This is a genomic window from Streptomyces sp. NPDC087270, assembly GCF_044744625.1.
Classification (GTDB): domain Bacteria; phylum Actinomycetota; class Actinomycetes; order Streptomycetales; family Streptomycetaceae; genus Actinacidiphila.
Genome location: NZ_JBIUYR010000008.1, coordinates 243,393 through 267,955 on the forward strand (window position 1 = coordinate 243,393; position 24,563 = coordinate 267,955).

Sequence of the window (24,563 nt, forward strand, 5' to 3'; positions counted from 1 at the left end):
GGGCCGGCGGGGTGCGGCCCTGGGGAGATCAGGAGGCGGGTGCGTCCGGAGTGTCGGATGCGTCCGGCGAATCGGGCGTGGCGGCGGTCGCCGGCGCCGGTGCGGTGGCGGGGGTGGGCGCGGTGGCGGTGGCGGTCGCGGTGGCGACCTCGGCCACGGGTGCGGTGAGGTTCGCGACGGCCTCCGCGTTGTCCGCGCGCCTGGCGCGGGCCTCGGGGTCGTCGGCGTACAGCCAGCACCGGGCGGTGTGGCCGGGGGAGAGCTCGAACGGCTCCGGCACCTGGCCGGCGCACCGCTCCATCGCGTACGGGCAGCGCGGGTGGAACCGGCAGCCGGACGGCGGGTTGATGAGGCTGGGCGGCTGCCCGATGTCCCGGACCCGGTCCGCCCCGACCCGCGACGGGTCAGGCGCGGACGCGATCAGCAACTGCGTGTACGGGTGCGCCGCCTGCTGCGTCACCGCCTCCGACGGGCCGGACTCGACCACCTGGCCGGCGTACATCACCGCGGTGTCGGTGGCGAAGTAGCGGGCGGAGGCGATGTCGTGGGTGACGTAGAGCATCGCCGCGTTGCGTTCCTCGGTGAGGCGGCGCAGCAGGTTGAGGATGCCCAGCCGGATGGAGACGTCGAGGCTGGAGACCGGCTCGTCGGCAAGGAACACCTCGGGGTCGGCTGCCAGCGCGCGGGCGATGGACAGCCGCTGCAACTGCCCGCCGGACAGCTCGTGCGGGTACTTCGCGGTGAACTGCCGCGGCGGCACCAGGTTGATCTGGGTCAGCAGGTCGTCGATGACCGCGGTCCGGTCCTTGCCGTGCTTGCCCGGGTGGTGCAGCGCGACCGCCCGCTTCAGGGTGCCGGCGATCGTCGCGACCGGATTGAACGAGCCGAACGGGTCCTGGAGGATCAGCTGGACCTTGCGCACGTGGTCGCGGAAGGCCCGGCCGCGCAGCGCCCGGACCGGCTCGCCGTGCAGCCGCACCTCCCCGCTGGTGAGCGGGTAGAGCTGGGCGAGCAGCCGGGCGAGGGTGGACTTGCCCGAGCCGGACTCGCCGACCAGCGCGGTGATCCGGCCCGCGTACAGCCGCAAGGACACGTCCTCGACGGCGTGCACCACCTTGCGCTCGGCGCCGCGCACCGGCAGTCCGCCGCGGACCGGGAAGTGCTTCGTCACGTGGACGGCTTCCAGCACGGGCCGCTCGGCGGCGGTGCCGCCGGTGCCGCCGGCGCCGGTGGCCGCCGTGGCCGTGGTCTCAGCGCTCATCGGGTCTCACCTGTCGCCAGTTCGTTCGGGGTCGTCTCGGGGTGCGCGGGCCGCGCCGTGCCGGGGCCGGCGGCACCGGGTTCCGCGCCGGCCTTCGCCCCGGGTGCGGCGTCGGCGTGCAGCAGGCAGGCCGCCAGCCCGGTGCCGCCGCCGGGTCCGCCCACCTGGTACAGCGGCGGCACCTGCGTGGCGCAGGCGTCGAACGCGTGCGGGCAGCGCGGCCGGAAGGCGCACCCGGTCGGCAGCCGGCGCAGGTCGGGCGGGGAGCCGGGGATGCCGGTCAGCTCCCGCTTGGGCCCGCCGAGGGTGGGGAAGGACGCCAGCAGCCCGCGGCTGTAGGGGTGTTGCGGACGGCGGTAGAAGTCGTCGGCCGGCGCCATCTCGACGACCTTGCCGCCGTACATCACCGCGATGGTGTCGGAGAGTTCGATCAGCAGCGACAGGTCGTGGGTGATGAAGACGACCGAGAAGCCGAGCCGGTCCTTGAGCTCCATGATCTTCTCGATGATCTGGCGCTGGATCACCACGTCGAGCGCGGTGGTCGGCTCGTCCATCACGATGATCTCGGGGTCCAGTGCCAGCCCGACGGCGATCATCGCGCGCTGCCGCATCCCGCCGGACAGTTCGTGCGGGTAGGAGTTGGCGCGGTCGGCCGGGATGCCGACGATGCCGAGCAGCTCGATCACCCGGGCGGCGCGCTCGGGCGCGTTCATCTTCGGCCGGTGGGCGACGATGACGTCCTCGATCTGCGCGCCGATCCGCAGCACCGGGTTGAGCGCGTGCATCGCGGACTGGAAGACGATGGACAGCTCCTCCCAGCGGAATCCGCGCAGTTCGGCGTCGTCCATGGCCAGCACGTCGACGGTGTCGCCGTCCGGGCCGGTGTAGTGGACCTCGCCCTGGCTGATCTCGGCCGGCGGCTTGTGCAGCCGGGTGATGGCGTAGGCGAGGGTGGACTTGCCGGAGCCGGACTCGCCCGCGATGCCGAGCACCTCGCCGCGGCGCAGCCGGAACGACACGTCGCTGACCGCCGGGGTGCGGCTGCCGCCCTCGCCGACGTACTCCACCCGCAGGTTGCGCACGTCCAGCACGACGTCGGTGCTGTCCTGGGTGAACGGGGTGGGGGCCGGCCGGCTCACCCGCGGGCCCTGGTGCTTGACGCGGCGGGTCCGCTTCGCCGACACCTGGCCGCGCTGGGCCTTCTTGGTGCCGATGCCGGCCTGCCGCAGCCGGGGGTTGATGAACTCGTCGATGCCGAAGTTGACCAGGGACAGCGCGGTGCCGAGCACCGCGATCGCCAGCCCGGCGGGCACGAACCACCACCAGGCACCGGTCAGCAGCGCGCTGCCGGTCTGCGCCCAGTACAGGATCGTCCCCCACGACCACTGGGTGACGTCGGCCAGGCCCAGGAACGCCAGGCTGGCCTGGGTGAGGATGGCCATCGTCACCGTGCCCAGGAAGGACGCGGCGATCACCGCCACCTGGTTGGGCAGGATGTCCTTGACGATGATCCGCCAGGTGGGCTCGCCGGTGGCGCGCGCGGCCTCCACGAAGTCCCGTTTGCGCAGCGACAGGGTCTGCGCGCGCAGCACCCTGGCGCCCCAGGCCCAGCCGGTCACGGTGATGACCAGGATGATGCCGAGCGAGCCGCTGTGCGGCAGGTACGCGGCCAGGATGATGGTCAGCGGCAGGCTCGGCAGCACCAGGAACACGTTGGCCAGCAGCGACAGCACCTCGTCGCCGAGGCCGCCGACGTAGCCGGCGGTCACGCCGACCGCCACCGACAGCACGGTGGTGAGCACGGCGGCGCCGATGCCGACCAGCATCGAGGCGCGGGCGCCGTAGAGCATCTGCGACAGGACGTCCTGGCCGTTCTGCGTGGTGCCCAGCCAGTGCGAGCCGGACGGCCCGGCGAGGGTGGTGTCGCTCACCGACGACGGGTCGTACGGCGAGATCCACGGCGCGACGATGGCCAGCACCACGAAGATCAGCACGATCACCAGACCGGTCAGGGTCAGCGGTGAGCGCAGCAGGCGCAGCCAGAGACGGTCGGGACCGGCGGAGGACTCGGCCGCGGGGCCGGTGCCGGCGGTGTCGGGGACAGCGGCGTCGGACTCGGCCAGGGCAGCGGGTTGCAGGGCCATGATCAGCTCTCCCTTGTCCTCGGGTCGAGGAAGACGTACGCGATGTCCGCGACGAGGTTGGCGACGAGTACCAGCACGGTGATCAGCAGGAAGATCGCCGACATCAGCGGGTAGTCGGCCGCCTGGGCGGCCTTGAAGAGCACCGATCCGATGCCGGGGTAGTTGAAGACGACCTCGGTGACGATGGAGCCGCCGATGACGAAGCCCAGGGACATCGCGAAGCCCGACAGCGACGGCAGCATCGCGTTGCGCGCCGCGTAGGTGTACATCACCCGCCGCTTCGACAGGCCCTTGGCCTCGGCGAGCCGGACGTAGTCCTCGCTGAGCGTGGTGACCATCATGTTGCGCATGCCGATCAGCCAGCCGCCGATCGACGCCACGGTGATGGTCACGGCCGGCAGCACCGCGTAGTTGATCGCGCTGCCGATGAAGCCGCTGTTCAGTCCGATGTGCTGGTCGAGCGCGTAACCGCCGGACAGCGGGAACCACTTGAAGGTGATCGCGAAGAGATAGACCATGATGATCGCGAACCAGAAGTACGGGATCGACGACAGGAACGTCGTGATCGGCACCAGCGAGTCCAGCCAGCTGCCCCGCTTCCAGCCGGCCAGCATGCCCAGCGCGGTGCCGATGACGAAGCCGAGCACCGTGCAGATCGTCACCAGGATCAGCGTCCAGTACATGCTCTGCCCGAGCACCGTGCTGACCTTCGACGGGTAGTAGGCGTAGGAGGTGCCGAAGTCACCGGTGAAGACGCTGTGCCAGTAACTGACGTACTGCTGCCAGAGGTTCTGGTCGGACTGGCCGAACAGCACCCGCAGCGCGTGCACCGCGGAGGGGCTGAGCTTGCCGTGGAACTGCTGGATCAGGTTGTCGGCCGGGTTGCCCGGCATGATCCGCGGGATGAGGAAGTTGAGGCTGATCGCCGCCCAGGCGGTGAGCAGGTAGAAGGCGATCTTCCGTAGCAGCGTGCGCACCGGTCACTCGCCTTCACGATCGGGTCGACAGGCCCAGCGGGCGGCGCGCCGCACCAGCTCGCGCATCGCGGGCTCGCCCCAGATCCGCATGTCGTGGCCGAGTTGGAGGTAGCAGACCCGGCCCTGGCCGTACTGCCGGGTGTGCAGCAGGGGTTCGGTGCCGGTGGCGGTCCCCCGCCAGGCGACCACCTGAGCGTCGTCCGCCGTCGCCAGTTCGTAGTGCTCGTGGGTCACCTCGAACGGCGGTATGCCCGCGGTCAGTTCGTGGTCCGGGTCGAGCCGCACCTCGAACCGGCTCTCGTGCGGCAGCGGCCCGTGTGAGAGGTAGCGGCCGCCGATCAGCTCGGCGAGCAGCCGGTCGCCCGCGTCCAGCCGGTCCGGCGGCGAGGCGAGGACCGTGGTGGAGTGCAGCGCGACCAGGCCGCAGCCGCCGTGCACCGCCCGCGCCAGCGCCTGGCGCTGCCCGGTGGTGAAACGGCCCAGCGCGGTGTACAGGACGATCACGTCGGCGTCGGCCGCGCCGTCCAGCGGGGCGGTGCCGAGCCCGGTGCGGGTCGCGAAGCCCTCCTCGGTCAGCGTGCTCTGCAGCACGGAGGCCGCGGTGAACAGGTCCTCGTACACGTCGTCGCCGCTGATCACGGCGAGGGCGGACGGCCCTGCGGGGCGGCCGGCCGGGGCCGCGGCACGGGCGCGGTGCCCGGCGGCCCGGGCGGCGGGCCTCGCGGGGTGGCCGGCCCGGACATGGCGGGGCTGGGATATCTGCATGCGCAGGCTCGATTCAGTAGGTGGAGCGCAATTCACCGGTAGGGCTCCAGAAGCCCTCTGCGCGCCCGCTGGTCAGGGCGTTGTCCATCCGGTCCAGCGGCAGCACCACGCGCCGCCTGGACCTGCTGCTCTCATAGGTGGCGAAGATCAACTCGGCGCCGCGCAGCGCGTGTTCGGCGTGCAGCGCCGGCCGGCTGCCGGTCCGCAGCGAGGCGACCAGGTCGCGTATCGCGTCGGCGGTGCCGGCCACGATCGCGGGGTCCACACCGCGGTCCCAGGTACGGGAGTCGGTGTCGAACGGCGACTCGCGCAGCAGGTCGTCCTTGCCGAAGCGCCGCAGCAGGGTGCGGGCGCCGCGGATGTCGGCCCGCCCCCGGGTGCCCTGGACGATCAGTCCGAGGCCGTTCTCCAGGTTGAGCGCGGAGGTGTGCGGTTCGCGGCCGGTGGAGACCACCGCCCGTACCCCGTCCGCCCAGCCCACCTGGGTCAGTGAGGCGGTCTCGGTGAAGACGCCGTACACGTAGCGGTTCACCGAGACGTCGATCTGGCCCAGCACCCACTCCGGGGCGGCGTCCTGCCGGTGGAAGAGGATGAGGTCGAGGATGTGGGTGCCCCAGTCGAAGAGGTTGGGGCAGTACCCCTCGACGGTCACCACGTCGCCGATCTCGCCCTGCGCGATCCACTCCCGGGCCTGCCGCTGCACCGCCTCGAAGCGCCGCTGGAGGTTGAAGGTGAGCTGCACCCCGGCGTCGGCGGCGGCGGTCACCATGGCGACGGCGTCGCCGTAGCTGAGCGCCATGGGCTTCTCGCAGTGGATCGCCCGGGCGCCCGCCGCGATCGCCGCCCGCACCACGTCGAGGTGGAGCGCCGGCGGCGTGCAGACGCTGACCAGGTCCGGCCGGGTGGCCGCGAGCAGCTCGCGGAAGTCGCGGTGGACGGCGGGCACTTCGAGTTCTGCGGCCAGCGCCTCGGCGGACGCGGTGTCCACGTCGGCGAGACCGGTCAGCGCCACCCCGGGGGTGGCGAGATAGCCGAGGGCATGCACCCTGCCCTGCGAGCCGGCCCCGACGACAACCGCCGACAGGTCCGCACTGGAGACCCGCATGGAGTCGTCCATGCATACCTCACCTTCTCCGGACGCTAGTGATGGTGTGCCAAACGCATACCACTTGGCGACATCTTATTCCGAAGAGCGGCTCTGTCTAGGGGTCGAACAGCAGGTAGCGCGGCGGAAACTCGACCCATAATCATGATGTTTGGTCGAAAAACCGGACAAGTGGGATGGTGGATTCGGCCATGATCGCCTTGCATGGGGGCTTACCACTTAGAACCAGATGGCTACACTGACCCGCACCACTCAGACAGGAGACTCGTATGAAGTTCAGTCAACTGATCGGCCCCCGCACCTCCGAGGTCGTCACCGCCGACGACCCGGCCCCCGGCGACGGTCAGGTGCTGGTGGACGTACTGGCCTGCGGAGTGTGCACCTCGGACATCGGGCCGTGGCTCACCCACGACCCGGCCGCGCCGCCGGTGCGGCTCGGCCACGAGATGGTCGGCAGGGTCGTCGCCACGGGACGCGACGCCGCCCGCTGGCAGCCCGGCGACCTGGTGACCGGGCTGGGCGGCGACGGATTCGCGACCCGCGCGGTGCTGGACGCGAACGCGGTCCTGCCGGTGCCGGCGGGCATCGAACCGGCGCACGCCATCGGCGAACCCGTCGCGACCCTCGAAGAGGCCCTGTCCCGCACCCCGATCGCCCCCGGCGCGCGCGTCGCCGTGGTCGGCCTCGGCTTCATGGGGCTCGGCCTCGTCCAGCTCGCCAAACGGCACGCCCCCGGCCTGCTCGTCGGCGTGGACCCCGACCCGGCCCGCCGCCGGCGCGCGCTCGCCCTCGGCGCCGACCTGGTCTTCGCCCCCGACGAACTGCCGGCGGAATACCGCACCGATACCAGCCGTGCCACCGACGCGCGGCCGGACATCGTCCTGGAGGCGACCGGGGCCACCGGCGGGCTGAAGACCGCGGGCAGCCTGGTCCGCCCGTTCGGCACCCTGTGCGTCGTCGGCTACCACCACACCGGCGACGCGAAGATGGACATGGACCTCTGGTACAAGGCCGTCACCGTCGTCAACGGCTTCTGCCCCGACCGCACCCGCCTGCTCGCCGCGATGCGCCAGGCCCTCGACCTGGTCGCCGAGCGCCGCTTCAGCTACGAACCGCTGATCACCCACCGGTTCGGGCTCGATGACGTGGACGAGGCGTTCCGGATGATGGAGGAGGCCGGGCCCGACTTCGTCAAGGGCGTCGTGCTGTTCTGACCCCGGCAGCCGTGGCCGGGCCGCGCCGGCGGCCGCGCGGACGACGTACGTGTGACGGCCGCGCGCACGACGTACGCGGCCACGTCCTCGTGGCCGAGGCGCGCGCGGCGGGCGCCGTTACGACCGGGCGAACGACGTGCGCAGCCGGTAGCGGTCGCCCGCGTACTGGATCGTGGAGACGAACAGCGGCTCCTGCTGCGCGCTCAGCGCCAGTTGCCGCATCACGAGCACCGGGTCGCCGGGCGCCAGATCGAGGTGCTCGGCCGCCCGCTCGTCGGCCTTCGTCGCCTCGATCGTGCTGTCCGCCCGCACCGGCTCCACCCCGGCCGCCGACAGCGTCGAGTACAGCGACCGGTCCTGGAAGTCGACCTCCTCGATGTCCGGCACCAGCGCCCGCCGCAGCCGGGTCAGGTCCAGCGCTATCGGCACGCCCTCCAGGAACCGCACCCGCTCCAGCCGGAACAGCGGAGTGCCCGGGGCGATGCCCAACTGCTCCGCCTCGTCGATGCTGGCCGGACTGGTCTCGGCGCGCAGCACCTTCGAGTGCGGGGTGAGGCCCATCCGGGTCGCCGTCTCGCTGAACGACTCCAGGCTGTTGGGCCACTCCTTCTTCTGCGCGTTCCGGGCGACGTACCAGCCGCGCCCGTGCGACGGGTTCAGCACACCGGCCTCGACCAGGCTGCCCAGCGCCTTGCGCAACGTCACCCGGCTGATACCCAACTGGCGGCACAGCTCGCGCTCGGGCGGCAGCCGGCCGCCGGGTTGCAGCACCCCGCGGTCGATCTCGCCGCGGATCACGTTGACCGCCTGAATCCACAACGGCTCGGGATAGCCGGGCAGTACGGCGCCGGAGACCTCAGGCGAGTCAGTCATACGGTGAAGCCCCCATGGTGATCTGCTCCGGTGAACAAGCGCGGATCACCTTAGCTTCACCGGCCACTCTCTGGCCAGAAGCCACCACGCGGGGTGGCGAAGCCGGTCCGGCACCCTTCGGCGGTCGGCGCCGTCCGGATCGCCGCCCCGCGCCGCGGCTACGACAAGGTCGCGGACGTCCCGGCGAGGTGCCCGCGCAGCAGGCCGAGGATCGGCTCGATGTGCCGGGTCAGGAAGAAGTGCCCGCCCGGGTACACCTCGAACTCGAACCCGCCGGTGGTGTGCCGCGCCCACTGGCGCGCCTCGTCGAGCGTGACCTTGGGGTCCTGGTCACCGGTGAGCACCGTGATGGGGCAGTTGACGCTCGCCGCCGTATCGCAGGTGTAGCACTCGACGGCCTGGTAGTCGGCGCGCAGCGCCGGCAGCGCGGCCCGCATCAGCTCCTCGTCGTCGAGCAGGACGGACAGGGTGCCGCTGGTCGCGCGCAGCTCGGCGATCAGCCCGGCGTCGTCGAGCAGGTGCAGCGCCTCGTCCCGGTGCGTGCACGGCCCGCGGCGCCCGGACAGGACGATCCGCGCCACCGGCCGGCCCTCGGCCTCCAGCCGGCGGGCGGTCTCGAAGGCGAGGACGGCGCCGAGGCTGTGCCCGAACAAGGTCAGCGGGAGCCCGTCGTCCGCACGCAGGATCTCGGCCATCCGGTCGGCGAGCACGGACATGTCGGTGATCGGCGGCTCGGTACGGCGGTCCTGGCGGCCCGGGTACTGCACCGCCACCACGTCCACCTCGCGGCCGAGCGCCGTCGCCACCGGGTGGAAGAAGGGCGCCGATCCGCCGGCGTGCGGAAGGCAGACGAGGCGCGCGGTCGGGTTCTGTGCGGGGACATAGCGGCGGCACCATTGACTTTCCACGGAAGACATGCTGCTCCAACGTCGAGTTCGGCTTCCGCCGAACATAACAAGACGGTCCTCGGTCGCACACTGGGCAGTTGACTGGACATTGCCGCGGCGCTCCGGCGTGGTCTCACCGTGGTCTACCCCCTCACCACCGGACCCTGGGGCATCCGGCGCTTCTTCGTCCGAGCAGCGGACGGAGCCGTCATCAACGTCCACGGCCACGCGTGAGCCGGAGCCGGAGCGTGGGCCGGAGCCCCACCTGGACCCGGCGGCCTCATGCGCGGGTGCGGACCTACGTACGCTCGGTGGCATGTTGCGATGCGGCGTGTGCGGGGCGGGGGAACTGGGGCCGCTCGGTGAGTTGATGACGGACAACAGGGTCGGCGACCAGCGCCACCCCACCTTGCGGTTCCGGCGGCCCGGGGTGCTCAGGCGGCGCCCGGAGTACACGGCGCGCCGGGGCCGGGCCTGCCTGTCCTGCGGTGCCCTGACCGCCTTCCTCGATCCGGAGGACCTCAGGAGCTACCGGGCGGAGGCGGATCGGCTCATCGAGCCGGAGCGACCGGAGTGACCGGAGGGGCCGGGGTGGCCGCGGCCCGCTCGTCGGATTTCCGCTGCCCGCCGCCGTGTTGGGCCGCGTCGGTGAAGTGGCGGACGTGCGGTCGGGAACTCGCCTAGTGTGTCGGGCGGGACACCGGTGGAATCTCGGTCATGGGGGGCAGAGGATGGCTGTCGGTCGGGTGATCCGGTTCGACGGGACGCGCGGGTACGGCTTCATCGCCCCGGACCGCGGTGGCGACGACGTCTTCCTGCATGTGAACGACCTGCTGATTCCGGAGTCGTCCGTGCACTCGGGGCTCGCCGTGGAGTTCGAGGTCGAGGACGGCGAGCGCGGGCCGAAGGCTTCCGAGGTGCGGCTCGCGCGGGAGGCGGGGAGCCCGCCGGTGCGGGCACTCGTGCCGGGGCAGCGGACGTCGCCCGCGCAGGCGAGCGCGGCGACCGCCTCGCCGGCCGAGGACGGCGAGGACGGCGAGGAGAAGACCTGCGACGTGCTGGGCGCGACCGAGTACGGCGCTGAGCTGACCGAGCTTCTGCTGGGCTGCGTACCGGAGTTGACGGGACGTCAGATCGTCGCGGTGCGGGAGAGCCTGGTGCGGTTCGGCAAGCGGCAGGGCTGGGTCGAGGGCTGACCGTACGACCGCCCGACCTTCCGCCGACCGGCCGCTCGACCGGCTGACCTTCCGTCGACCGCTCGACCCGGTGGCCGGCACGTTCGTCCCGCTCGGGCGGTCGACCCACCGACTGCCGGCGCAGCTCCAGCGCGTGCTGGAACCCGAAACCGGCGACGGGGGCCGACCCGGCGACGGGGACGGACCCGGCGCGAGCAGCGTGGCCAGGGTCGTGCGCGCGGTGCTCGCGCCCCGGCTCCGCCGGTGGACCAGGTGGCCGGCCGGCACCCGGCGGCGGATCTCGACCGAGGCGGAAAACGGGATGCGGTCGGTCCTGGCGGGCGCGGACACTGGACCATGCTGATGGACCACTGGCCCCTGCTGGGCCTGCGTCTGACCACTCCCCGGCTGGAATTGCGGCTGCCCTCCGAGGAAGAGCTCGGTGAACTGGCCGACCTGGCGGCCGGGGGCATCCACGAGCCTGACAGGATGCCGTTCATCGTGCCTTGGACGGATCTGCCGCCTGCCGAGAGGGCGCGTTCGGTAGTGCAGCACCACTGGCTGCGGCGGGGGAACTGGACCGGGGACAACTGGGATCTGAACCTCTCCGTCTTCAAAGACGGCCGCGTCGTCGGCCTTCAGGCCATCGCCGCCCGTGACTTCGCCGCGCTGAGGCAGGTCAGCACCGCCTCCTGGCTGGGCATCCGCCATCAGCGGCAGGGAATCGGCACCGAGATGCGTGCCGCCGCGCTGCATCTGGCATTCGTCGGGCTGGGTGCTGCCGACGCGCTGTCGGGGGCTTTCGAGGACAACGCCTCCTCGTTCGCCGTGTCCGGGAAGCTGGGATACGAACCCGACGGCGTTGACCAGCTGGCGGTTCGAGGTCGCCGCGTGACGATGCGCCGCCTGCGGCTGAGCCGGGCCAGGTGGGAGACACACCAGCATGTCTCTGTCACCGTCGCCGGTCTCCGGCCCTGCTTGCCGCTCTTCGGCCTGCCGGACAAGGCAACGGCCTGAGCGCTGGACCTGGGGTTCGTGGCAGGCGGAGTGGGCCGGCGAGTCGAGATGCCGAGCGCCCCACCCACGGCACGCCCCTTTTCGCCGCCGCACGGACCCATGGGGGCGCCCTGGCTCGGTCGGGGGCGGATCTTCGGCGGCCGCTGAGCGATTCGGACGCGATCCGGTGTGCGGTGTGGCTAGGGTGGGCGCGGAGGTGAGTCCTGTGCCCACGGAGAACGAGCTGTTCAGCGCGGTCGACGCGCTGCTGGAGCGTGTCCCCTCGGACGATCTGCCGCCGCCCGCCGAGCGGAAGCGGCTGCGGGAGGCGGCCGGGCTGAGCCAGGCACAGATCGCCGGGGCGGTGGACACCCGGCGTGAAGCGGTGGGCCGTTGGGAGGCCGGGCTGAGCGAGCCCCGGCCGCCGCAACGTGCCGCGTACGCCCGGCTGCTGGAGGGCCTCGCGGCTCGTTTCCCCGCACCCGCGCCGTCGGGCGACGCGGAGGCGTCCGCAGGCGCGGAGGTCGCGGCCCCGCCGCCCACCCCGTCGCCCGCGCCGGCACCTGCCCCGGCCCCCGCCGCCCCCGCCCCCGCGCCGCGTACTCCCATGGCGCGGTCGGCGCCCGCGCGGCGCCCCGCGCCGAAACGGCCACCCGCCACCCCCGCGGCGGCCCCGGCCCGGGCCGCCGCCGACCCCCGCTTCGCGCACGGCCCGCTCGGCGTCCTGGACGGCGACGGCCAGTTGTACTGCGCCGGCGGCCTGGTGCTGCAGTGCCCTGCGGGCACGCTGCCCGAACTGGTCGAGTGGACCCTCGCGGAGGCCAGGCTCGGCGCGGCCCGACTGCACCACTCGGGCAAGGACTCCGACCCGCTGGTCGTGCTCACCACCGAGGCGGCCGGTCGACTGGGCCTGCCCGAGCGGCTGGAGGACCGGCGCTCGATGCGGCTGCCGGAGGACCACCAGGTCGTACGGCAGATCGGCAAGGCGAAGTGGCGGCTCACCCAGCGCGGCTTCGGGCCGTGGGCACGCATCTACCGGCCGGCCGTGGGCGGGCAACGGCAGTGCGTGCAGTTCGCGGTGCTGCCGTGGGGCGCGCTCGACGCGCGTGCCTGGGGCGAGGCCGACCAGTTGCCGCCGGCGGAACTCGCCCGGGCGCTCTCGGCGTACGCGGCCCGCGTGCTGACCCCGCGCGGGTCCACCGCGGTCGCCGGCCTCGAACTGATGGCGGCGCTGCGGCCGCCGACGCGGGCGGTCCGCGACGACGCGACCGGCACATGGGTGTCGGGTCCGGTACCGGGCTCGCTGACCGTGGCGGTGGACCCGGCGCCGCCGGAGGCCCCGGACGAACACCCGGTCGTCGCGGCGCTCCACCCCCGTACCCACGAGCGCACCCCGGCCGAGGTCCTCGACGAGGAGGCGTACGACTGGGTCCGCGCCACCGAACTGCTCACCGACGCCGAGTGCGCGCGGCAGTTCGCGGTCGGCATCGACGTGAACACCGCGTTCCTCGCCGCCGCCAACCGCCTGGTCGTGGGCCTGTCCGGACCCGAGTACGTACGCTCGCCGCGGTTCGACAAGACGGTGCCCGGCTGCTGGCTGGTGGACCTGTCCGGGATCGAGCTGGACCCGCGGCTGCCGTCACCGTTCACCCCGCACGGCCGGCGCCCCGAGGGCCCTGCCTGGTACGCCACCCCGACGGTGGCGTACGCGCAGGAGCTGATCGACACGTACCGGCTGCCGGTGCGGCTCGACCCCGTCGAGGCGTGGCTACGGCGCGCGGCGGGCCCGTACCTCGACCCCTGGTACAAGCACCTGGCGGAGGCGTACAAGGCGACGATGGCAGACCTCGGGGTGACCGCCGACCTGGCGCCCGGCGACTTCCTCGCCGCGATGGCGACCCACAAGGCGGGCGACCCGGGGATGGCGGCGGTGCTGTCCGCGATCAAGTCGACGGTCAAGGGCGGCATCGGCAAGCTCCGCGAACGCCCCCAGGGCGCGAAGTACCGGCCCGGCGAGCGCTGGCCGGCGCTGGAACGCCCGAGCTGGCGGCCCGACATCCGGGCCGCGGTCATCTCCACCGCCCGCGTCAACATGCACCGCAAGCTCGTCAGGACCGCGCTGGCCACGAGCGGCGGCCCGCCGCCGTCGGGGGCGGTGGTGTTCGGCGCGGACGCGGTGCTGCCGATCGCGGTGCTGTCGGACTGCGCCGTCTACCCGTCGGCCGGGCCGTCGCCCCTGGACGTGCTGTCCTACGATCCTGCGGGCAAGCCCGCGCCGGGCACCTTCCGGCTCGGGGTGTCCCCGGGGATGGTCAAGCACGAGGGCACCCAACCGCTGTACTGGGCAGTGGAGTTGCTGGAGCAGCAGCACAACCCGGCCCGGCACGTCAAGGGCGGGGACGCGGTCCTGGACGAGGGGGAGTAGCCGGTGGGCGTCATCCAGGACAGCCTGGACCGGGCGAGCGCGGCCACCGCGACCCGCCCGCTGCCGAAGAGCGCGGGCGCGCGGATGCGGTTCCTGCTCAGGACGGAGAAGGGCTCCACCCGCGCGGTCGCCGCCCGGCTCGGGATCTCCCAGCGCACGGTGGAGCGCTACGTCAAGGGCACGCTGCGCCGGCCGCGCAAGGACCTCGCGGCGCGGCTGGAGCAGGAGGTCCGCAAGGACTGGCAGCCCCGCGTGCGGCAGCGGGCGCGGAAACGGGCCGCCACGTCGGGCGGCATCGTGATCGAGACCCGTGCCCGGTTCGGGTTCACCGCGGCCCCCGGCTCGACCGACGACGGCCGGATGCGCCGCCTCACCCAGCACCTGCCCCCCGCCTACGCGGCCCGCCTGTTCGACGCGCAGTCCGCCGGCGCCACCGAGCAGCAGCTCCAGGCGATCGCCGCCGAGGGTCTCCAGGAGGTCTACTTCAAGGACCGCGGCCGCCGCGCCCACGACCTGGAGGTCGAGTTCACCGACATCGACTACGTCGAACTGGACTTCTGAGCCCCCGTCCGGTCAGGGCGCGGGCGTGGGCGCGTGTTGAGCCGAAGCACGATGGTTGTCATATAGGCGGGATTGCTATCACCGGCGGGCTGTGAGTGCATGGAGGGTTGATCCGCCGTTTGCGGCTTCACTTTCCGGCCTGGCGGGCGCAGTGGCGGGCGACGGTGTCGGCGAAGGCGCGGGCCAGTGGGGAGAGGGCGTCCCAGCGGCGGACGGCCCAGCCCGCGGTGAGCGCGGGGAGGGCGGGGATCGGGATCAGCCGCAGGTCGGGGTGGCCGGGGCCGGTCCACTCGGGCAGGGTCGGGACGAGCGCGTGGCCGAGCCCGAGTTCGGCCAGCAGGATCGCGGTGTCCCAGTCGGTGACGCTGGTGTCGAAGATCGGCCGGATGCCCGATTCGGCGAGCCATGAGCCGAGTTGGATACGCGCGGTCGAGTTTTCTGGCAGGCCGATGAGCCGGGCATCTTGCAGGTCAGCGGGTTCGATGAAGGATTTTGCGGCGAGGGGGTCGCCGGCCGCGACGGCGAGTGACCAGGGCAGGTGGACGACGGGGCGCTGCTCCACGGCGCTGCCTGCCGACCGCAGGGTGATCCAGGCGAGGTCCACCGCGCCGACGGTGAGCGCGTCGAAGCAGCCGCGGCTGGAGGTCTCGGTCTGGAACTCGAGACTGGCTCGGGGGAAGCGCCGGCGGAAGTCGACCACCGCGGCGGCCATGAAGTGCCGGACGGTCGTGGCGCCGGTGGTGACCCGTACTGATCCGCCCTCTGCGCGGGCGAGTTCCTCGATCCGGCGCACTGCCTGGTCGATGCGCCCCAGGCCCTCGGTCACCGCCGTGTGCAGCAGCCGCCCTGCCGAGGTCGGCGCAATCCCGCGCGGGTGGCGTTCGAGCAGGCTGAGTCCCAGTTCCCGCTCGAGTCGCTTCACATGCTGGCTGACGGCCGACTGCGTACAGCCCAGGTCACGGGCGGCACCGCTGAGCGAACCGGTTCGGCAGGCGGCGGCAAAGGCACGGAGATCGTCAATTGTCACGGGACCCAAGTTATTGCTTGGGTATGCCCTAGCAAACCCGTGGATTGACTTGGGTCCCGGCAGGTTTGATCATCGTTCCGGGCCCAGGGCGGCAACCCGCCCGCTGTCTCTTCCGCGATCCGGACGCGGTCCTGCATGCGGGCGGGTGCCGACCCACCACGGGCCCGACCGGCTTCCCGGCCCCCGCCGCCCCACCTCTCGACTCATTGACTTCCCGGATAGGAGCACACATGAGCACCAGCAGGACGACCGTGGCGGTTCTCGGCCCAGGCGGCGTCGGCGGGCTGGTCGGCGCGCTGCTCGCCCGTGCCGGACACCGCGTCGTGTGCCTGGCGGGGGAACAGACCGTTGCCGTGCTGCGCCAGGACGGGCTGCGCGTCGACAGCAACCGGTACGGGGAGTTCACCGCGGCGGTGGAGTCCGACACCGAGTTGCGCGAGCCGGTAGACGCCGTCTTCGTGACGGTCAAGCAGACCGCGCTCGCCGAGGCGCTCGACCGCATCCCGGCCGAGGTGCTCGGCACGGCGGCCGTGGTACCGCTGCTCAACGGCCTCGACCATCTCGCCGTACTGCGCAAGCGCTTCCCCTCTGCCCAGGTCGTCGCGGGCACCATCCGGGTCGAGGCCACCCGCACGGCGCCTGGCCGCATCGCCCACACCAGCCCTTTCGCCGACCTTGAACTCGCCGCCCCCCTGGAGGACTTGGTGGAGCTGCTGCGACAGGCCGGTCTGGGCGTGACCGTACGCGAGGACGAGAGCGCGATGCTCTGGGACAAGCTGGCCTTCCTCGCTCCGTTCGCCCTGCTGACCACCCGCCACCAGTCCGACGTCGGTGCCGTCCGTGACCGGCACCGGCCCGAGCTGCTCACCGTCCTCGACGAGATCGCGGCCGTAGCCCTCGCCGCCGGCACGCCGGTGAGCGCCGAGGGGCTGCTCTCCTTCTTCGACCGCGTCCCCGCGACGATGAGGTCCTCGATGCAGCGCGACGCCGAGGCCGGCCGTCCGCTCGAACTCGACGCCATCGGCGGAGCCGTCCTGCGCGCCGGAGCCGCTCACGGCATCGCGGTCCCGGCCACCGCCCGACTGGTCGCCGAGGTGGCGCAGTCCGCACAGCGGGTGGCCTGATGAGGCGGCCCGCCCCGGCACGACGGCCCCGGGCCGAGGAGTTCCTGGCCGCCCGCGGCGCCGCCCGGACAGCCCATCCGGGCGGAACGCTCCTGGACCACCTGCACCGCGTCGCCCGCTTGCTCTCCGCCTGGGACGCCGACCCGGACGTCCAGCTCGCGGGGCTGTGCCACGCCACCTACGGAACGGACGGATTCGACGGGTCGCTCCTGGGCATCACCGAGCGCGGGGTGCTCGCCGAACTGATCGGCGATCGCGCGGAGGCCCTGGTGTACCTGTACGCAAGCTGCGACCGGTCGGCCGTCTATCCGCTCCTGGGCACCGGACTTCCGGTGGTCTTCCATGACCGCTTCACGGGCCGGGAACACACTCCGGCCGAGGCGGACCTGCGCGCCATCGTGGAGATCACGGCCGCCAACGAACTCGACGTGCTGGCCCACCACGTCGGGCTGGCCGAACGCCACGGCCCGGCCCTCTACCGCCTGTTCGCCCGCTCACGCGATCTGCTGTCCGCGCCCGCGTGGAACGCCTGCGCCGAACATCTGGCCCGGTACGCCCCCGAGCCGGGGTCGTGATCAGCGGCCTGGACCACCTGGTGCCGACCGTCACCGACGTCGAGCGGACCACCGCCTTCTACCTTCTACCAGCAGGTCCTCGGCATACGGCCCGTCACCTTCGGGGAGGGGCGCCGCGCGCCGAGCTTCGGCGGCAGCAGGATCAACCTCCACCGGGCAGGCCGCGAACACCTTTCCCACGCCGCCCGACCCACCCCCGGCAGCGCCGACCTCTGCCTGGTCACCAAGACCCCGCAGGAACAAGTGCTGGCCCATCCGGCCGCCTGCGGGGTACCCGTGGAATTCGGCGCAGCGCGGCCTCGGTGCGCCGAAGCTCAGGAGTCGTCACCGGAGACGCCGGATGAGCCCGCGCTCCCGGGCACCTTGGCCGTGCCCTGCTCAGGGCTGAGCCCTTCCACCGCGAGGCGGAAGAGGCGGCCGGCCTGGGCATCGGGGTCCTGGTGGTGCTCGGTGGCCAGGGCGATGCCGACGGACAAGGTCAGCAGGTCGTGGAAGGTGACGTGCGGCGCGACCGCCTTGTCGCGAATGGCCCGCTGGAGCAGGGGAGTTCCGGCCGCTTCGATCCTGCTGCCACAGCTGCTCGGGGCGGGATTCTCGGTGGGGGGCTCGTAGCTGAGGATATGGGCGAAGCCGCGGGCCGAGACGGCGTAGAGGACGAAGGAGTGGAGCCACTCCAGGAGTGCGGTCCGGCCGTCCTCGGTCGCACTCAGCCGCTGGGCGCGCTCGCACAGCCCCTCGATGCGCTCCTGGAAGACCGCTTCGAGAAGGGCACGGCGGGTGGGGAAGTGACGGCGCACGGTCGCCGAACCGACGCCTGCGGTGCGGGCGATCTGCTCCTGGGATGCCTCGGCCCCGTGCGCGGCGACCTCGGCCTCGGCGACGGCGAGGATGCGCTGGTAGTTGCGTCGGGCGTCCGAGCGCTGTCCGGTCATGATCCCTCATTGCTAAACGGCGGGCCACGCCATATCTTAGCGGTACGCGAAACGGCGGGCCCCGCCGTTTTCTCTCTCCGGTCCGCGAGGAGCACCTCCATGCCCAGCAGCAGCGAAATCGTCCTGGTCACCGGCGCCACCGGCCAGCAAGGCGGGGCCACGGCCCGCGCACTTCTGGCCGCCGACGTGCCGGTACGTGCGCTCGTACGCGATCCGGGGTCGCGGCCCGCCCAGGCGATCGAGGCGCTGGGTGCCGAACTGGTGCGGGCGGATCTTTCCGACCGGGCCTCCCTCGGCCCGGCGGTCGAGGGGGTCCGCGCGGTGTTCTCGGTGCAGATGCCGCCCATGACCGAGACCAGCGTGGACTTCGCGGGCGAACTCGCCCAGGCCACCAACCTGGTGGACGCGGCGAAGGCCGGAGGAGTACGGCAGTTCGTACAGTCCTCGACCAGTGGGGTCGGTGAGCACACCCGGGTCGCCGGCTGGGCCGAGGGCCGCTGGGCGGCGATGGCGGACTACTTCGACACCAAGCAGGCGATCATGGAGGCGGTACGGGGTGCGGGTTTCGCCCGCTGGACGGTGATCAAGCCCGCCTTCTTCATGGAGAACCTGCCCATGCTGGCGCCCAAGGGGCCCCGCGGCGGACTGCTGACGGTACTGAAGCCGGACACCGAACTGGCCCTGGTGGCCGTGCGGGACATCGGCACGGCCGCGGCGCACGCCCTCCGGTACCCCGACCGCTTCCACCAGGTGGAGCTGGAACTGGCCGGTGACTTGCGCACGATGGAGCAGATCGCGCAGACCTTGTCCGCGGCCTGGGGCGTGCCCGTGACCGCGCCTTCCATGACCGTGGAAGAGGCCCTCGACGCGGGCATGCCGAAGTGGGGAGCCGGACACGAGTGGAACAACGCGGTCCTGCAGCCCGCCCGGCCCGCATTCGCCCAGGAGTTGGGCATCCCGCTCACCACCTTCGCCGAGTGGGCGGATGAGCAGTTGGCACCCGTGGCCGGCTAGGGACCTGCCGGTCGTCACCCCGGAGTCGGTGACGACCGACCACGGATGCGTCCACCGCAACCGCCACCAGGTCGAAGCCCGCGGTGACGGCGAGCCTGCCTCTGTGGCAGACAACGTGCCTCGGCGCAGTCCGTGAGGGACGTCCACTGCCGTACGGTCCCCTGGTGGGAACCGGTCGCCGTGCTCGCGGCCACGGCCTCGGCGTCCGCGTGGGAACACGGCGCCCGGTCGCGGGTCAACAGGATGAGCGGCCACTCGGGGCCCGCTCCGGTCGGCGCGCCGTCGAAGGCGAGCCGGTTCCAGGGTCCCTCGAAGCGCCAGGCTCGCCCTGCCGTGTCGGCGACCTCGTCGCCGAGCGAGAGGGCCGCGGGCGGCCGCCCACGGCATGGAGTGGCCGGCGCCCTTCAGCCGGAGTCGCGCCCAGCTCGTGGCCGGCAACGAAGGGGCACCGCGGGCTCGGTGCGGGCTCGGTGCGGGGCTCGGGCTCCGTGCCGCTGGAATACGCGCACCCGGTGGCCGGTTGGGGCAGGACGTGAAGGGACCTCTCCAGCCGAGCGGGGGCATACACCCGCTGCTTGCCGGGCGCTTCAGCCCCTACGGGTTCGACCCCTCGGCTGCCGTCGACGACCACGCTCTCGGGCTGCTGCTGGAAGCCGCGCGGTGGGCGCCGTCGGCGGGGAACTCCCAGCCGTGGGGGTTCTTCACCGGCAGGCCGGGTGAAGCGGAGCACGACCGGATCGTTCCGCACCTCGCGCCGAGTTCCGCACGGTGGGCGACGGACGCGGGCCTGCTCGTCGTCACCTTGACGCGCCGCCACGTGGACGCCACGCAGCAACTGCTCTACTCCGAGTTCGCGGACTACGACCTGGGCCAGGCGGTGGCGCACATGACCATCCAGGCCCAGGCTCTGGGGCTGGACTCGCACCAGTTCCGGGCCTTCGACCTGGAGGGGCTCAGCAAGGAGCTGGACCCGCAACCGGGCTGGGCGATCGTCTCGATGGTCGCGGTGGGCAAGGCCGCCGGCGGGGCGCCGGAGGGCCGCGAGCGGCGAAGCGTCGCGGAGCTGCGTTCCGGTCCGTGGTCGGCGGCGCGGTAGCCGAGCGCGGGAGCGGGGTGGCAGGCGGGGCAGGCGCACCGGGCCGGGGGCGGTGGGCGCCGGTCCGGCGGGGCCGTGCCCGCGGCCGTCCGCGCGTGGACCGTGGATAGGATCGCCGGATGGCGCTGCGACCTGTGCAGGTGAACTTCAAGGCCCTTGACGCCTCGGCGGTCGGCCGGTTCTGGGCGGAGGCGCTCGGCTGGAGCGCCCACAGCGGCGGCGTGACCACGTACGCCGGACCGTCCGGCGACCTGGTCTGGCCGGACCCGGTCGTGCTCGGTGTCGAGGTCGTGCCCGTGCCGGAACCCAAGACGCCGACGAAGAACCGCGTGCACCTCGATCTCGCCAGCACCTCCTGGGCCCATCAGGCGGAGCTGGTCGCGCGGCTGCGGGCGCTCGGGGCGACGCCCGCCGACGTGGGCCAGGGCGAGGTGCCGTGGACGGTCCTCGCCGACCCGGAGGGCAACGAGTTCTGCGTGCTGGAGCCCCGGGAGGTCTACCGGGACACCGGCCCGATCGCCGCGGTGGTGGTCGACTGCGTCGATGCGCGGGCCATGGCCGGGTTCTGGGGCGCGGCGACGGACTGGACCGTGCACGAGGTGGACGACGACCACGCGGTGCTGCGTTCGGCCCGGGGCGGCGGACCGTATCTGGAGTTCCTGCGCGGGCCCGACGCCAAGACCGTGCCGGACCGCGTCCACCTCGACCTGCTGCCGTACCCCGGTGACGACAAGGCCGCGGAGGTGGCCCGGCTGCGGGCGCTCGGCGCCACCGACCTCGACCTCGGGCAGGGCGACGTCCCGTGGACGTGCCTGGCCGACCCGGAGGGGCACGAGTTCTGCGTCCTCGCCCTGCCGGACGCGGACGCGGAGTCGTGACGGCGCCGGGTACGCGGGAGCCCCGACACCCGGGCGTCCCGGCACGTCGGCGGGTGCACGCGTGGCGGGGTCCGTTCGGCCCGGACGGTTTGACCTTGACACGGTGACAAGGTCTTCACTCCTTGCCGAGGAGGTGGTCGCGGTGACGATCACGGCAGGGGACGCGGATGTCGTACGAGCCATCGAGGCGCTGGCGGACGGGCGTTCGTCGGTGCGGCTGCGCGCCGCTCTCGCGGCCGGCACGGCGCCGGACCCGCGCTTCGTCGGCCCGCTCGTCGAGCGGTGCGCGGTCGAGCCCGAGTTCTTCGTCCGCGACACGCTGACCTGGGCGCTCACCCGGCACCCGGTGTCCCTGACGCTTCCCGGGCTGCTCCGCGAGCTCCGCTCGAAGCGTGCGCAGGCGCGGAGCCAGGCGCTGCACACGCTGTCCAAGATCGGCGACCGGCGGGCGTGGCCGGCCATCACCCGCGAGCTGCTGTCCGACGCCGACGACGAGGTGGCGCGGTGCGCCTGGCGGACCGCGGTCGTGCTGGTGCCGGAAGGCGAGGAGGCCGCGCTGGCCGCGGTGTTGGTGACGCAGTTGGGGCGCGGCGGGCGGGAGACCCGGCTGAGCCTGAGCCGGGCGCTGGTCGCGCTGGTCGCGCTGGACGAAGCGGTGCTGCCGGCGCTGCGCGTCGCAAGCGCGGACCCCGACCCGCGCACGCGTACGCACGCCCTCGCCACGGAGGGGCTGCTGCGTGACCCGGAATCGGGGTTCGAGTTCGCGGTCGAGGAGGCGAAGCGCGCGGTGGCGCTCGGCGAGGCGGGGCAGGCCGGTCAGGCGGGCGAGGCGGGTCCGTCGGGTCGGTCGGGTCCGTCCGGTGATTCCGGCGACCCCGGCGTCTCGGGTCGGGCCGGCCAGGAGGGACCGTAGGACGTGCTGATCGGTGAGGTGGCGCGGCGCTCCGGGGTGAGCGCCCGCATGCTGCGGCACTACGAGTCGCTCGGGCTGCTGCGCCCGACGGGCCGCACCGGCGCCGGTTACCGGGAGTACTCCCGGGAGGACGTCCGGCGGGTCCTCGACATCGAGAGCCTGCGCTCGCTGGGCCTGCCGCTGCGCGAGGTCGGCCGCGCGCTCGACGACCCCGGCCTGACCCCCTCCGCGCTCGTCGGCGACCTCATCCGCCAGACCCGCGAACGCATCGCGGCGGAGACCGAACTGCTCACGCGGCTGCGCCGGATCGATGCCGCGGAGCCCGCCGGCTGGGACGACGTCCTGCGGGTCATCGCGCTCCTGCGGTCCCTGGGCTCGAAGAGCGCCGACGCACGCCAACGCGCGGCGCTCTCCTCGGCCGGCGAGGTCCAGGTGCCGGTGGAGGCCCTGGTCCAGGCGGTACTGAGCGAGACGGACCCGAACGTCGCGGGGGCCCTTCGATGGGCGCTGGCGCGATCGGACGACGGCGCTCCCGCGCTGCTGGCGGAAGGGCTCGATTCGCCGCTGGCCGCGGTGCGGGAACGCGCGGTCCGGGCGCTCGCCGAGCTGACCGGCGCGGAGGCCACCGACCGGCTGCGGGAGGCGCTGGCGAGTCCCGACCCGGCGGTCCGCGGGCACGCGGCGCTGGAACTCGGCACACGTGGTGAGGCCGACGCCGTCCCGACGCTCGTCGACATGATCGTGGCGGGTCGCAACGACACCGACGCGGCCGACGCGCTGAGCAGGTTGAGCACATCGGGCACGGGCACGGGCGACACCGCGACGGCCGACCGGATCGCGACCGGCCTCGTCGACCGCCTCGCCCCGGGCGCCGAGCAGGCACCCGCACGCGGACGGCTGACCCAGGCGCTCGCGGGCATCCCCGGGACGACGGTGACCGCGGCCTTGAGGGAGCTGTCGCATGACGCGGACCGCGCCGTCGCGCTGACCGCGGTGTACCTCCTCCAACGGCGCGACGCGCCATGACGGTTCGCGCCGAGCTATCGGGTCTGCGCTGAGCTGCCGGGTCCCCGCTGAGCTGCCGGGTCCCCGCCGAACTGCCGGCTCCCCGTCGGGCTGATGGGTCCCCGCTGAACCGGCCTGGGGCGACGGGCTGTTGCGCGCGCTTGAGCCGTGGCGCGGTGACCGCCGACCGGGCTCGACCCTCGGGACCGCCGCGGGCGTCGAGGACTCCGGTTCCGCCCGGGAACGGGTCGGCCTCGCCTCGGACACCTGATCGAAGGCCACCCGGTTCGGCGACCTCACCGCCACCGCGATACGCCGGGCGCCGCAGCCGCCACGCGCGAGCGCCAACCGGCGCTCCGCGATTCCGCTTTGGGCCCCGCGTTCCGCGGACGACTCCGGTTCGACCGCCGGTTCCGCCTCCGGTTATCGGTCGGGTGGCTTGCTCCGCTCTTCGGCGTCCGCCCACAATTCCGGTGACCATCCGCGATCGCGCGGTCGCCGTGCGGTCGGCGAATTGCCGCCGCCCGACCAAACGTCCGGTCGTCAGGAAAGTCGGTTGACGGTACACGCTCCTCACCGCCCGCCCGGCGCAGAACAATTGGTACGGACCCCGCGCCGGACGGCGGCCTTACGAGCGGGCGTGGCCGCGGTGGAGCGAGGCGGCGCCCGGGCGCGCGGTCCGATACCGGCCGGTACGCCGCTGCCTGCGAGGACGCCCGAGCTCTGCCGTTCCGCCGCGCGGTGACGGTTCCCGAGAAGCGGCATCTCGGCGGGCGGTGGCCGGCACCGTGAAATCCCGGCATTGACGGCGGCCGAATCCCGTACGCAACGCGGAATGTACGGGGGAGGCGGGAGGAATCCATCGCCGACCCTGACGGCCTTTCGGAAAGGAAAAGCGCGTTGTTCCGGAAATGGTGACCTCCCGGCCGTCGTGGCGTTTCCCCGATGGTGTCCTGTTGGGGCGTTCCGGCATTCGGCGAAGGGGAATTCGAGGTGCGCGGGGGCGACGGCGCCGTTCGCCGCGCGGGGCGGCCGGGGCGCGGACGGCGGGGCGCTGCCATGTAACGGCGCTCGGCTCCGATCGCGTAGCGCCGCCCGCCCCCGGTGCGAGCGGCGCCCCGGCGGGCCCCGCCGCCGTGCGGCCCTACGCGGGCCCGCCCCGACGGCTCGGGGCTGCTCGGGCCGCTCCGACCGCTTCGACACCGATCGCGCGGACCGCCCCTCTTTGTCCTGGCTGCGGCCTTGGTCGCGGAACATGCCGTTCGGCGGATCTTCCCGCGTACGCGAGAGGCGGGGGAGCGCGGGGGAGCGGTGACGGGGGCTCGGCAGATCCCACCCGATTCGGACCCGGGGTTGCCCGTTCCGCTCCTCCCGGCTGACCGGTTGCAGGATGAAACGGTCGATGAAACGGCGGGCGCCGACGGGCCGCGTGGCGGCGGGCATTGGCCGTCGCGGTGTCCTCGCCGGCCCTCGCGGCGCCGTGCGGGCGCGGGGCCCGCGCCGCCGTGCTCGCCGTGCCATGCCCGTCACCTGCGGCAATGCGTCGGGCGGGAACGCGGACGATGCCGGGCGCGGCGGATCGTGTCCGCTTCGTTACCGGGAGGCTCCGAGAAAAC

Annotated in this window: 22 protein-coding genes and 1 pseudogene; 13 read left to right on the forward strand and 10 right to left on the reverse strand. The window is 73.1% G+C overall.

What is annotated here, in order from left to right; genetic code table 11:
• Window positions 1-28: 28 nt before the first annotated feature.
• The 6 genes and pseudogenes from ACIPAE_RS18455 to ACIPAE_RS18480 all read right to left on the reverse strand — a co-directional run bounded on the left by ACIPAE_RS18455 (window position 29) and on the right by ACIPAE_RS18480 (window position 6,264).
• Window positions 29-1,261 (reverse strand): ABC transporter ATP-binding protein, encoded by a 1,233-nt coding sequence (locus tag ACIPAE_RS18455; protein WP_402446297.1) that lies wholly within the window; start codon window positions 1,259-1,261, stop codon window positions 29-31.
• Window positions 1,258-2,400: an ABC transporter ATP-binding protein gene (locus ACIPAE_RS18460; protein WP_402446503.1), complete on the reverse strand. Its 1,143-nt coding sequence runs from the start codon at window positions 2,398-2,400 to the stop codon at window positions 1,258-1,260. The genes ACIPAE_RS18455 and ACIPAE_RS18460 overlap by 4 nt, the downstream gene beginning before the upstream one ends.
• A pseudogene (locus ACIPAE_RS18465) lies at window positions 2,401-3,405 on the reverse strand (ABC transporter permease); the annotation flags it as partial.
• A 2-nt stretch (window positions 3,406-3,407) separates the two neighbouring features.
• A complete protein-coding gene (locus ACIPAE_RS18470; protein ID WP_329361323.1) occupies window positions 3,408-4,382 on the reverse strand; it encodes an ABC transporter permease in 975 nt (324 codons plus the stop codon).
• Between the two features lie 3 nt (window positions 4,383-4,385).
• Entirely contained in the window at window positions 4,386-5,147 is a 762-nt protein-coding gene (locus ACIPAE_RS18475) for a ThuA domain-containing protein (protein ID WP_402446299.1), read from the reverse strand.
• Window positions 5,148-5,160: 13 nt separating this feature from the next.
• On the reverse strand, window positions 5,161-6,264 hold the full coding sequence (locus tag ACIPAE_RS18480) for a Gfo/Idh/MocA family oxidoreductase (protein WP_366411979.1): 1,104 nt from the start codon (window positions 6,262-6,264) through the stop codon (window positions 5,161-5,163).
• A 257-nt stretch (window positions 6,265-6,521) separates the two neighbouring features.
• Between ACIPAE_RS18480 and ACIPAE_RS18485 the strand changes: the two genes are divergently transcribed.
• Window positions 6,522-7,466: a zinc-binding dehydrogenase gene (locus ACIPAE_RS18485; protein WP_366411980.1), complete on the forward strand. Its 945-nt coding sequence runs from the start codon at window positions 6,522-6,524 to the stop codon at window positions 7,464-7,466.
• A 117-nt stretch (window positions 7,467-7,583) separates the two neighbouring features.
• On the opposite strand, the gene ACIPAE_RS18490 is transcribed toward ACIPAE_RS18485, so the two are convergent.
• Together ACIPAE_RS18490 and ACIPAE_RS18495 are read right to left on the reverse strand one after the other, a co-directional pair.
• The gene (locus ACIPAE_RS18490) at window positions 7,584-8,339 is read right to left on the reverse strand and encodes a GntR family transcriptional regulator (protein WP_328473481.1); all 756 of its coding nucleotides are present in this window, start codon (window positions 8,337-8,339) and stop codon (window positions 7,584-7,586) included.
• A 158-nt stretch (window positions 8,340-8,497) separates the two neighbouring features.
• Window positions 8,498-9,256 (reverse strand): thioesterase II family protein, encoded by a 759-nt coding sequence (locus tag ACIPAE_RS18495; RefSeq protein ID WP_402446304.1) that lies wholly within the window; start codon window positions 9,254-9,256, stop codon window positions 8,498-8,500.
• A 286-nt stretch (window positions 9,257-9,542) separates the two neighbouring features.
• Between ACIPAE_RS18495 and ACIPAE_RS18500 the strand changes: the two genes are divergently transcribed.
• From ACIPAE_RS18500 to tpg, 5 genes are all read left to right on the forward strand, one after another.
• Window positions 9,543-9,803 (forward strand): hypothetical protein, encoded by a 261-nt coding sequence (locus ACIPAE_RS18500; RefSeq protein ID WP_402446306.1) that lies wholly within the window; start codon window positions 9,543-9,545, stop codon window positions 9,801-9,803.
• A gap of 154 nt (window positions 9,804-9,957) precedes the next feature.
• Window positions 9,958-10,422: a cold-shock protein gene (locus ACIPAE_RS18505; RefSeq protein WP_402446309.1), complete on the forward strand. Its 465-nt coding sequence runs from the start codon at window positions 9,958-9,960 to the stop codon at window positions 10,420-10,422.
• A gap of 243 nt (window positions 10,423-10,665) precedes the next feature.
• A complete protein-coding gene (locus ACIPAE_RS18510) occupies window positions 10,666-11,418 on the forward strand; it encodes a GNAT family N-acetyltransferase (protein ID WP_402446312.1) in 753 nt (250 codons plus the stop codon).
• 205 nt (window positions 11,419-11,623) lie between these two features.
• On the forward strand, window positions 11,624-13,822 hold the full coding sequence (gene tap / locus ACIPAE_RS18515) for a telomere-associated protein Tap (protein WP_402446314.1): 2,199 nt from the start codon (window positions 11,624-11,626) through the stop codon (window positions 13,820-13,822).
• A gap of 3 nt (window positions 13,823-13,825) precedes the next feature.
• Entirely contained in the window at window positions 13,826-14,383 is a 558-nt protein-coding gene (gene tpg, locus ACIPAE_RS18520; protein ID WP_366411986.1) for a telomere-protecting terminal protein Tpg, read from the forward strand.
• 127 nt (window positions 14,384-14,510) lie between these two features.
• Here the strand turns inward: tpg and ACIPAE_RS18525 are convergent, their stop codons facing one another.
• On the reverse strand, window positions 14,511-15,410 hold the full coding sequence (locus tag ACIPAE_RS18525; RefSeq protein WP_402446317.1) for a LysR family transcriptional regulator: 900 nt from the start codon (window positions 15,408-15,410) through the stop codon (window positions 14,511-14,513).
• Window positions 15,411-15,640: 230 nt separating this feature from the next.
• On the opposite strand from ACIPAE_RS18525, the gene ACIPAE_RS18530 reads away from it, so the two are divergent.
• Together ACIPAE_RS18530 and ACIPAE_RS18535 are read left to right on the forward strand one after the other, a co-directional pair.
• Window positions 15,641-16,534: a ketopantoate reductase family protein gene (locus tag ACIPAE_RS18530; protein ID WP_402446320.1), complete on the forward strand. Its 894-nt coding sequence runs from the start codon at window positions 15,641-15,643 to the stop codon at window positions 16,532-16,534.
• The gene (locus tag ACIPAE_RS18535; protein WP_329361299.1) at window positions 16,534-17,109 is read left to right on the forward strand and encodes a DUF6817 domain-containing protein; all 576 of its coding nucleotides are present in this window, start codon (window positions 16,534-16,536) and stop codon (window positions 17,107-17,109) included. Before ACIPAE_RS18530 ends, ACIPAE_RS18535 begins: the two co-directional genes overlap by 1 nt.
• 314 nt (window positions 17,110-17,423) lie before the next feature.
• Here the strand turns inward: ACIPAE_RS18535 and ACIPAE_RS18540 are convergent, their stop codons facing one another.
• The gene (locus ACIPAE_RS18540) at window positions 17,424-18,041 is read right to left on the reverse strand and encodes a TetR/AcrR family transcriptional regulator (RefSeq protein WP_402446323.1); all 618 of its coding nucleotides are present in this window, start codon (window positions 18,039-18,041) and stop codon (window positions 17,424-17,426) included.
• Between the two features lie 99 nt (window positions 18,042-18,140).
• Between ACIPAE_RS18540 and ACIPAE_RS18545 the strand changes: the two genes are divergently transcribed.
• The 5 genes from ACIPAE_RS18545 to ACIPAE_RS18565 all read left to right on the forward strand — a co-directional run bounded on the left by ACIPAE_RS18545 (window position 18,141) and on the right by ACIPAE_RS18565 (window position 22,968).
• Window positions 18,141-19,055, forward strand: coding sequence for an NmrA/HSCARG family protein (locus tag ACIPAE_RS18545; protein ID WP_402446326.1), 915 nt, complete (start codon window positions 18,141-18,143; stop codon window positions 19,053-19,055).
• Between the two features lie 532 nt (window positions 19,056-19,587).
• The gene (locus ACIPAE_RS18550) at window positions 19,588-20,151 is read left to right on the forward strand and encodes a nitroreductase family protein (protein ID WP_329361291.1); all 564 of its coding nucleotides are present in this window, start codon (window positions 19,588-19,590) and stop codon (window positions 20,149-20,151) included.
• A gap of 119 nt (window positions 20,152-20,270) precedes the next feature.
• On the forward strand, window positions 20,271-21,029 hold the full coding sequence (locus ACIPAE_RS18555) for a VOC family protein (RefSeq protein WP_402446329.1): 759 nt from the start codon (window positions 20,271-20,273) through the stop codon (window positions 21,027-21,029).
• A gap of 103 nt (window positions 21,030-21,132) precedes the next feature.
• A complete protein-coding gene (locus ACIPAE_RS18560; RefSeq protein ID WP_402446332.1) occupies window positions 21,133-21,942 on the forward strand; it encodes a HEAT repeat domain-containing protein in 810 nt (269 codons plus the stop codon).
• A gap of 3 nt (window positions 21,943-21,945) precedes the next feature.
• Entirely contained in the window at window positions 21,946-22,968 is a 1,023-nt protein-coding gene (locus tag ACIPAE_RS18565; protein WP_402446334.1) for a MerR family transcriptional regulator, read from the forward strand.
• Window positions 22,969-24,563: the final 1,595 nt, after the last annotated feature.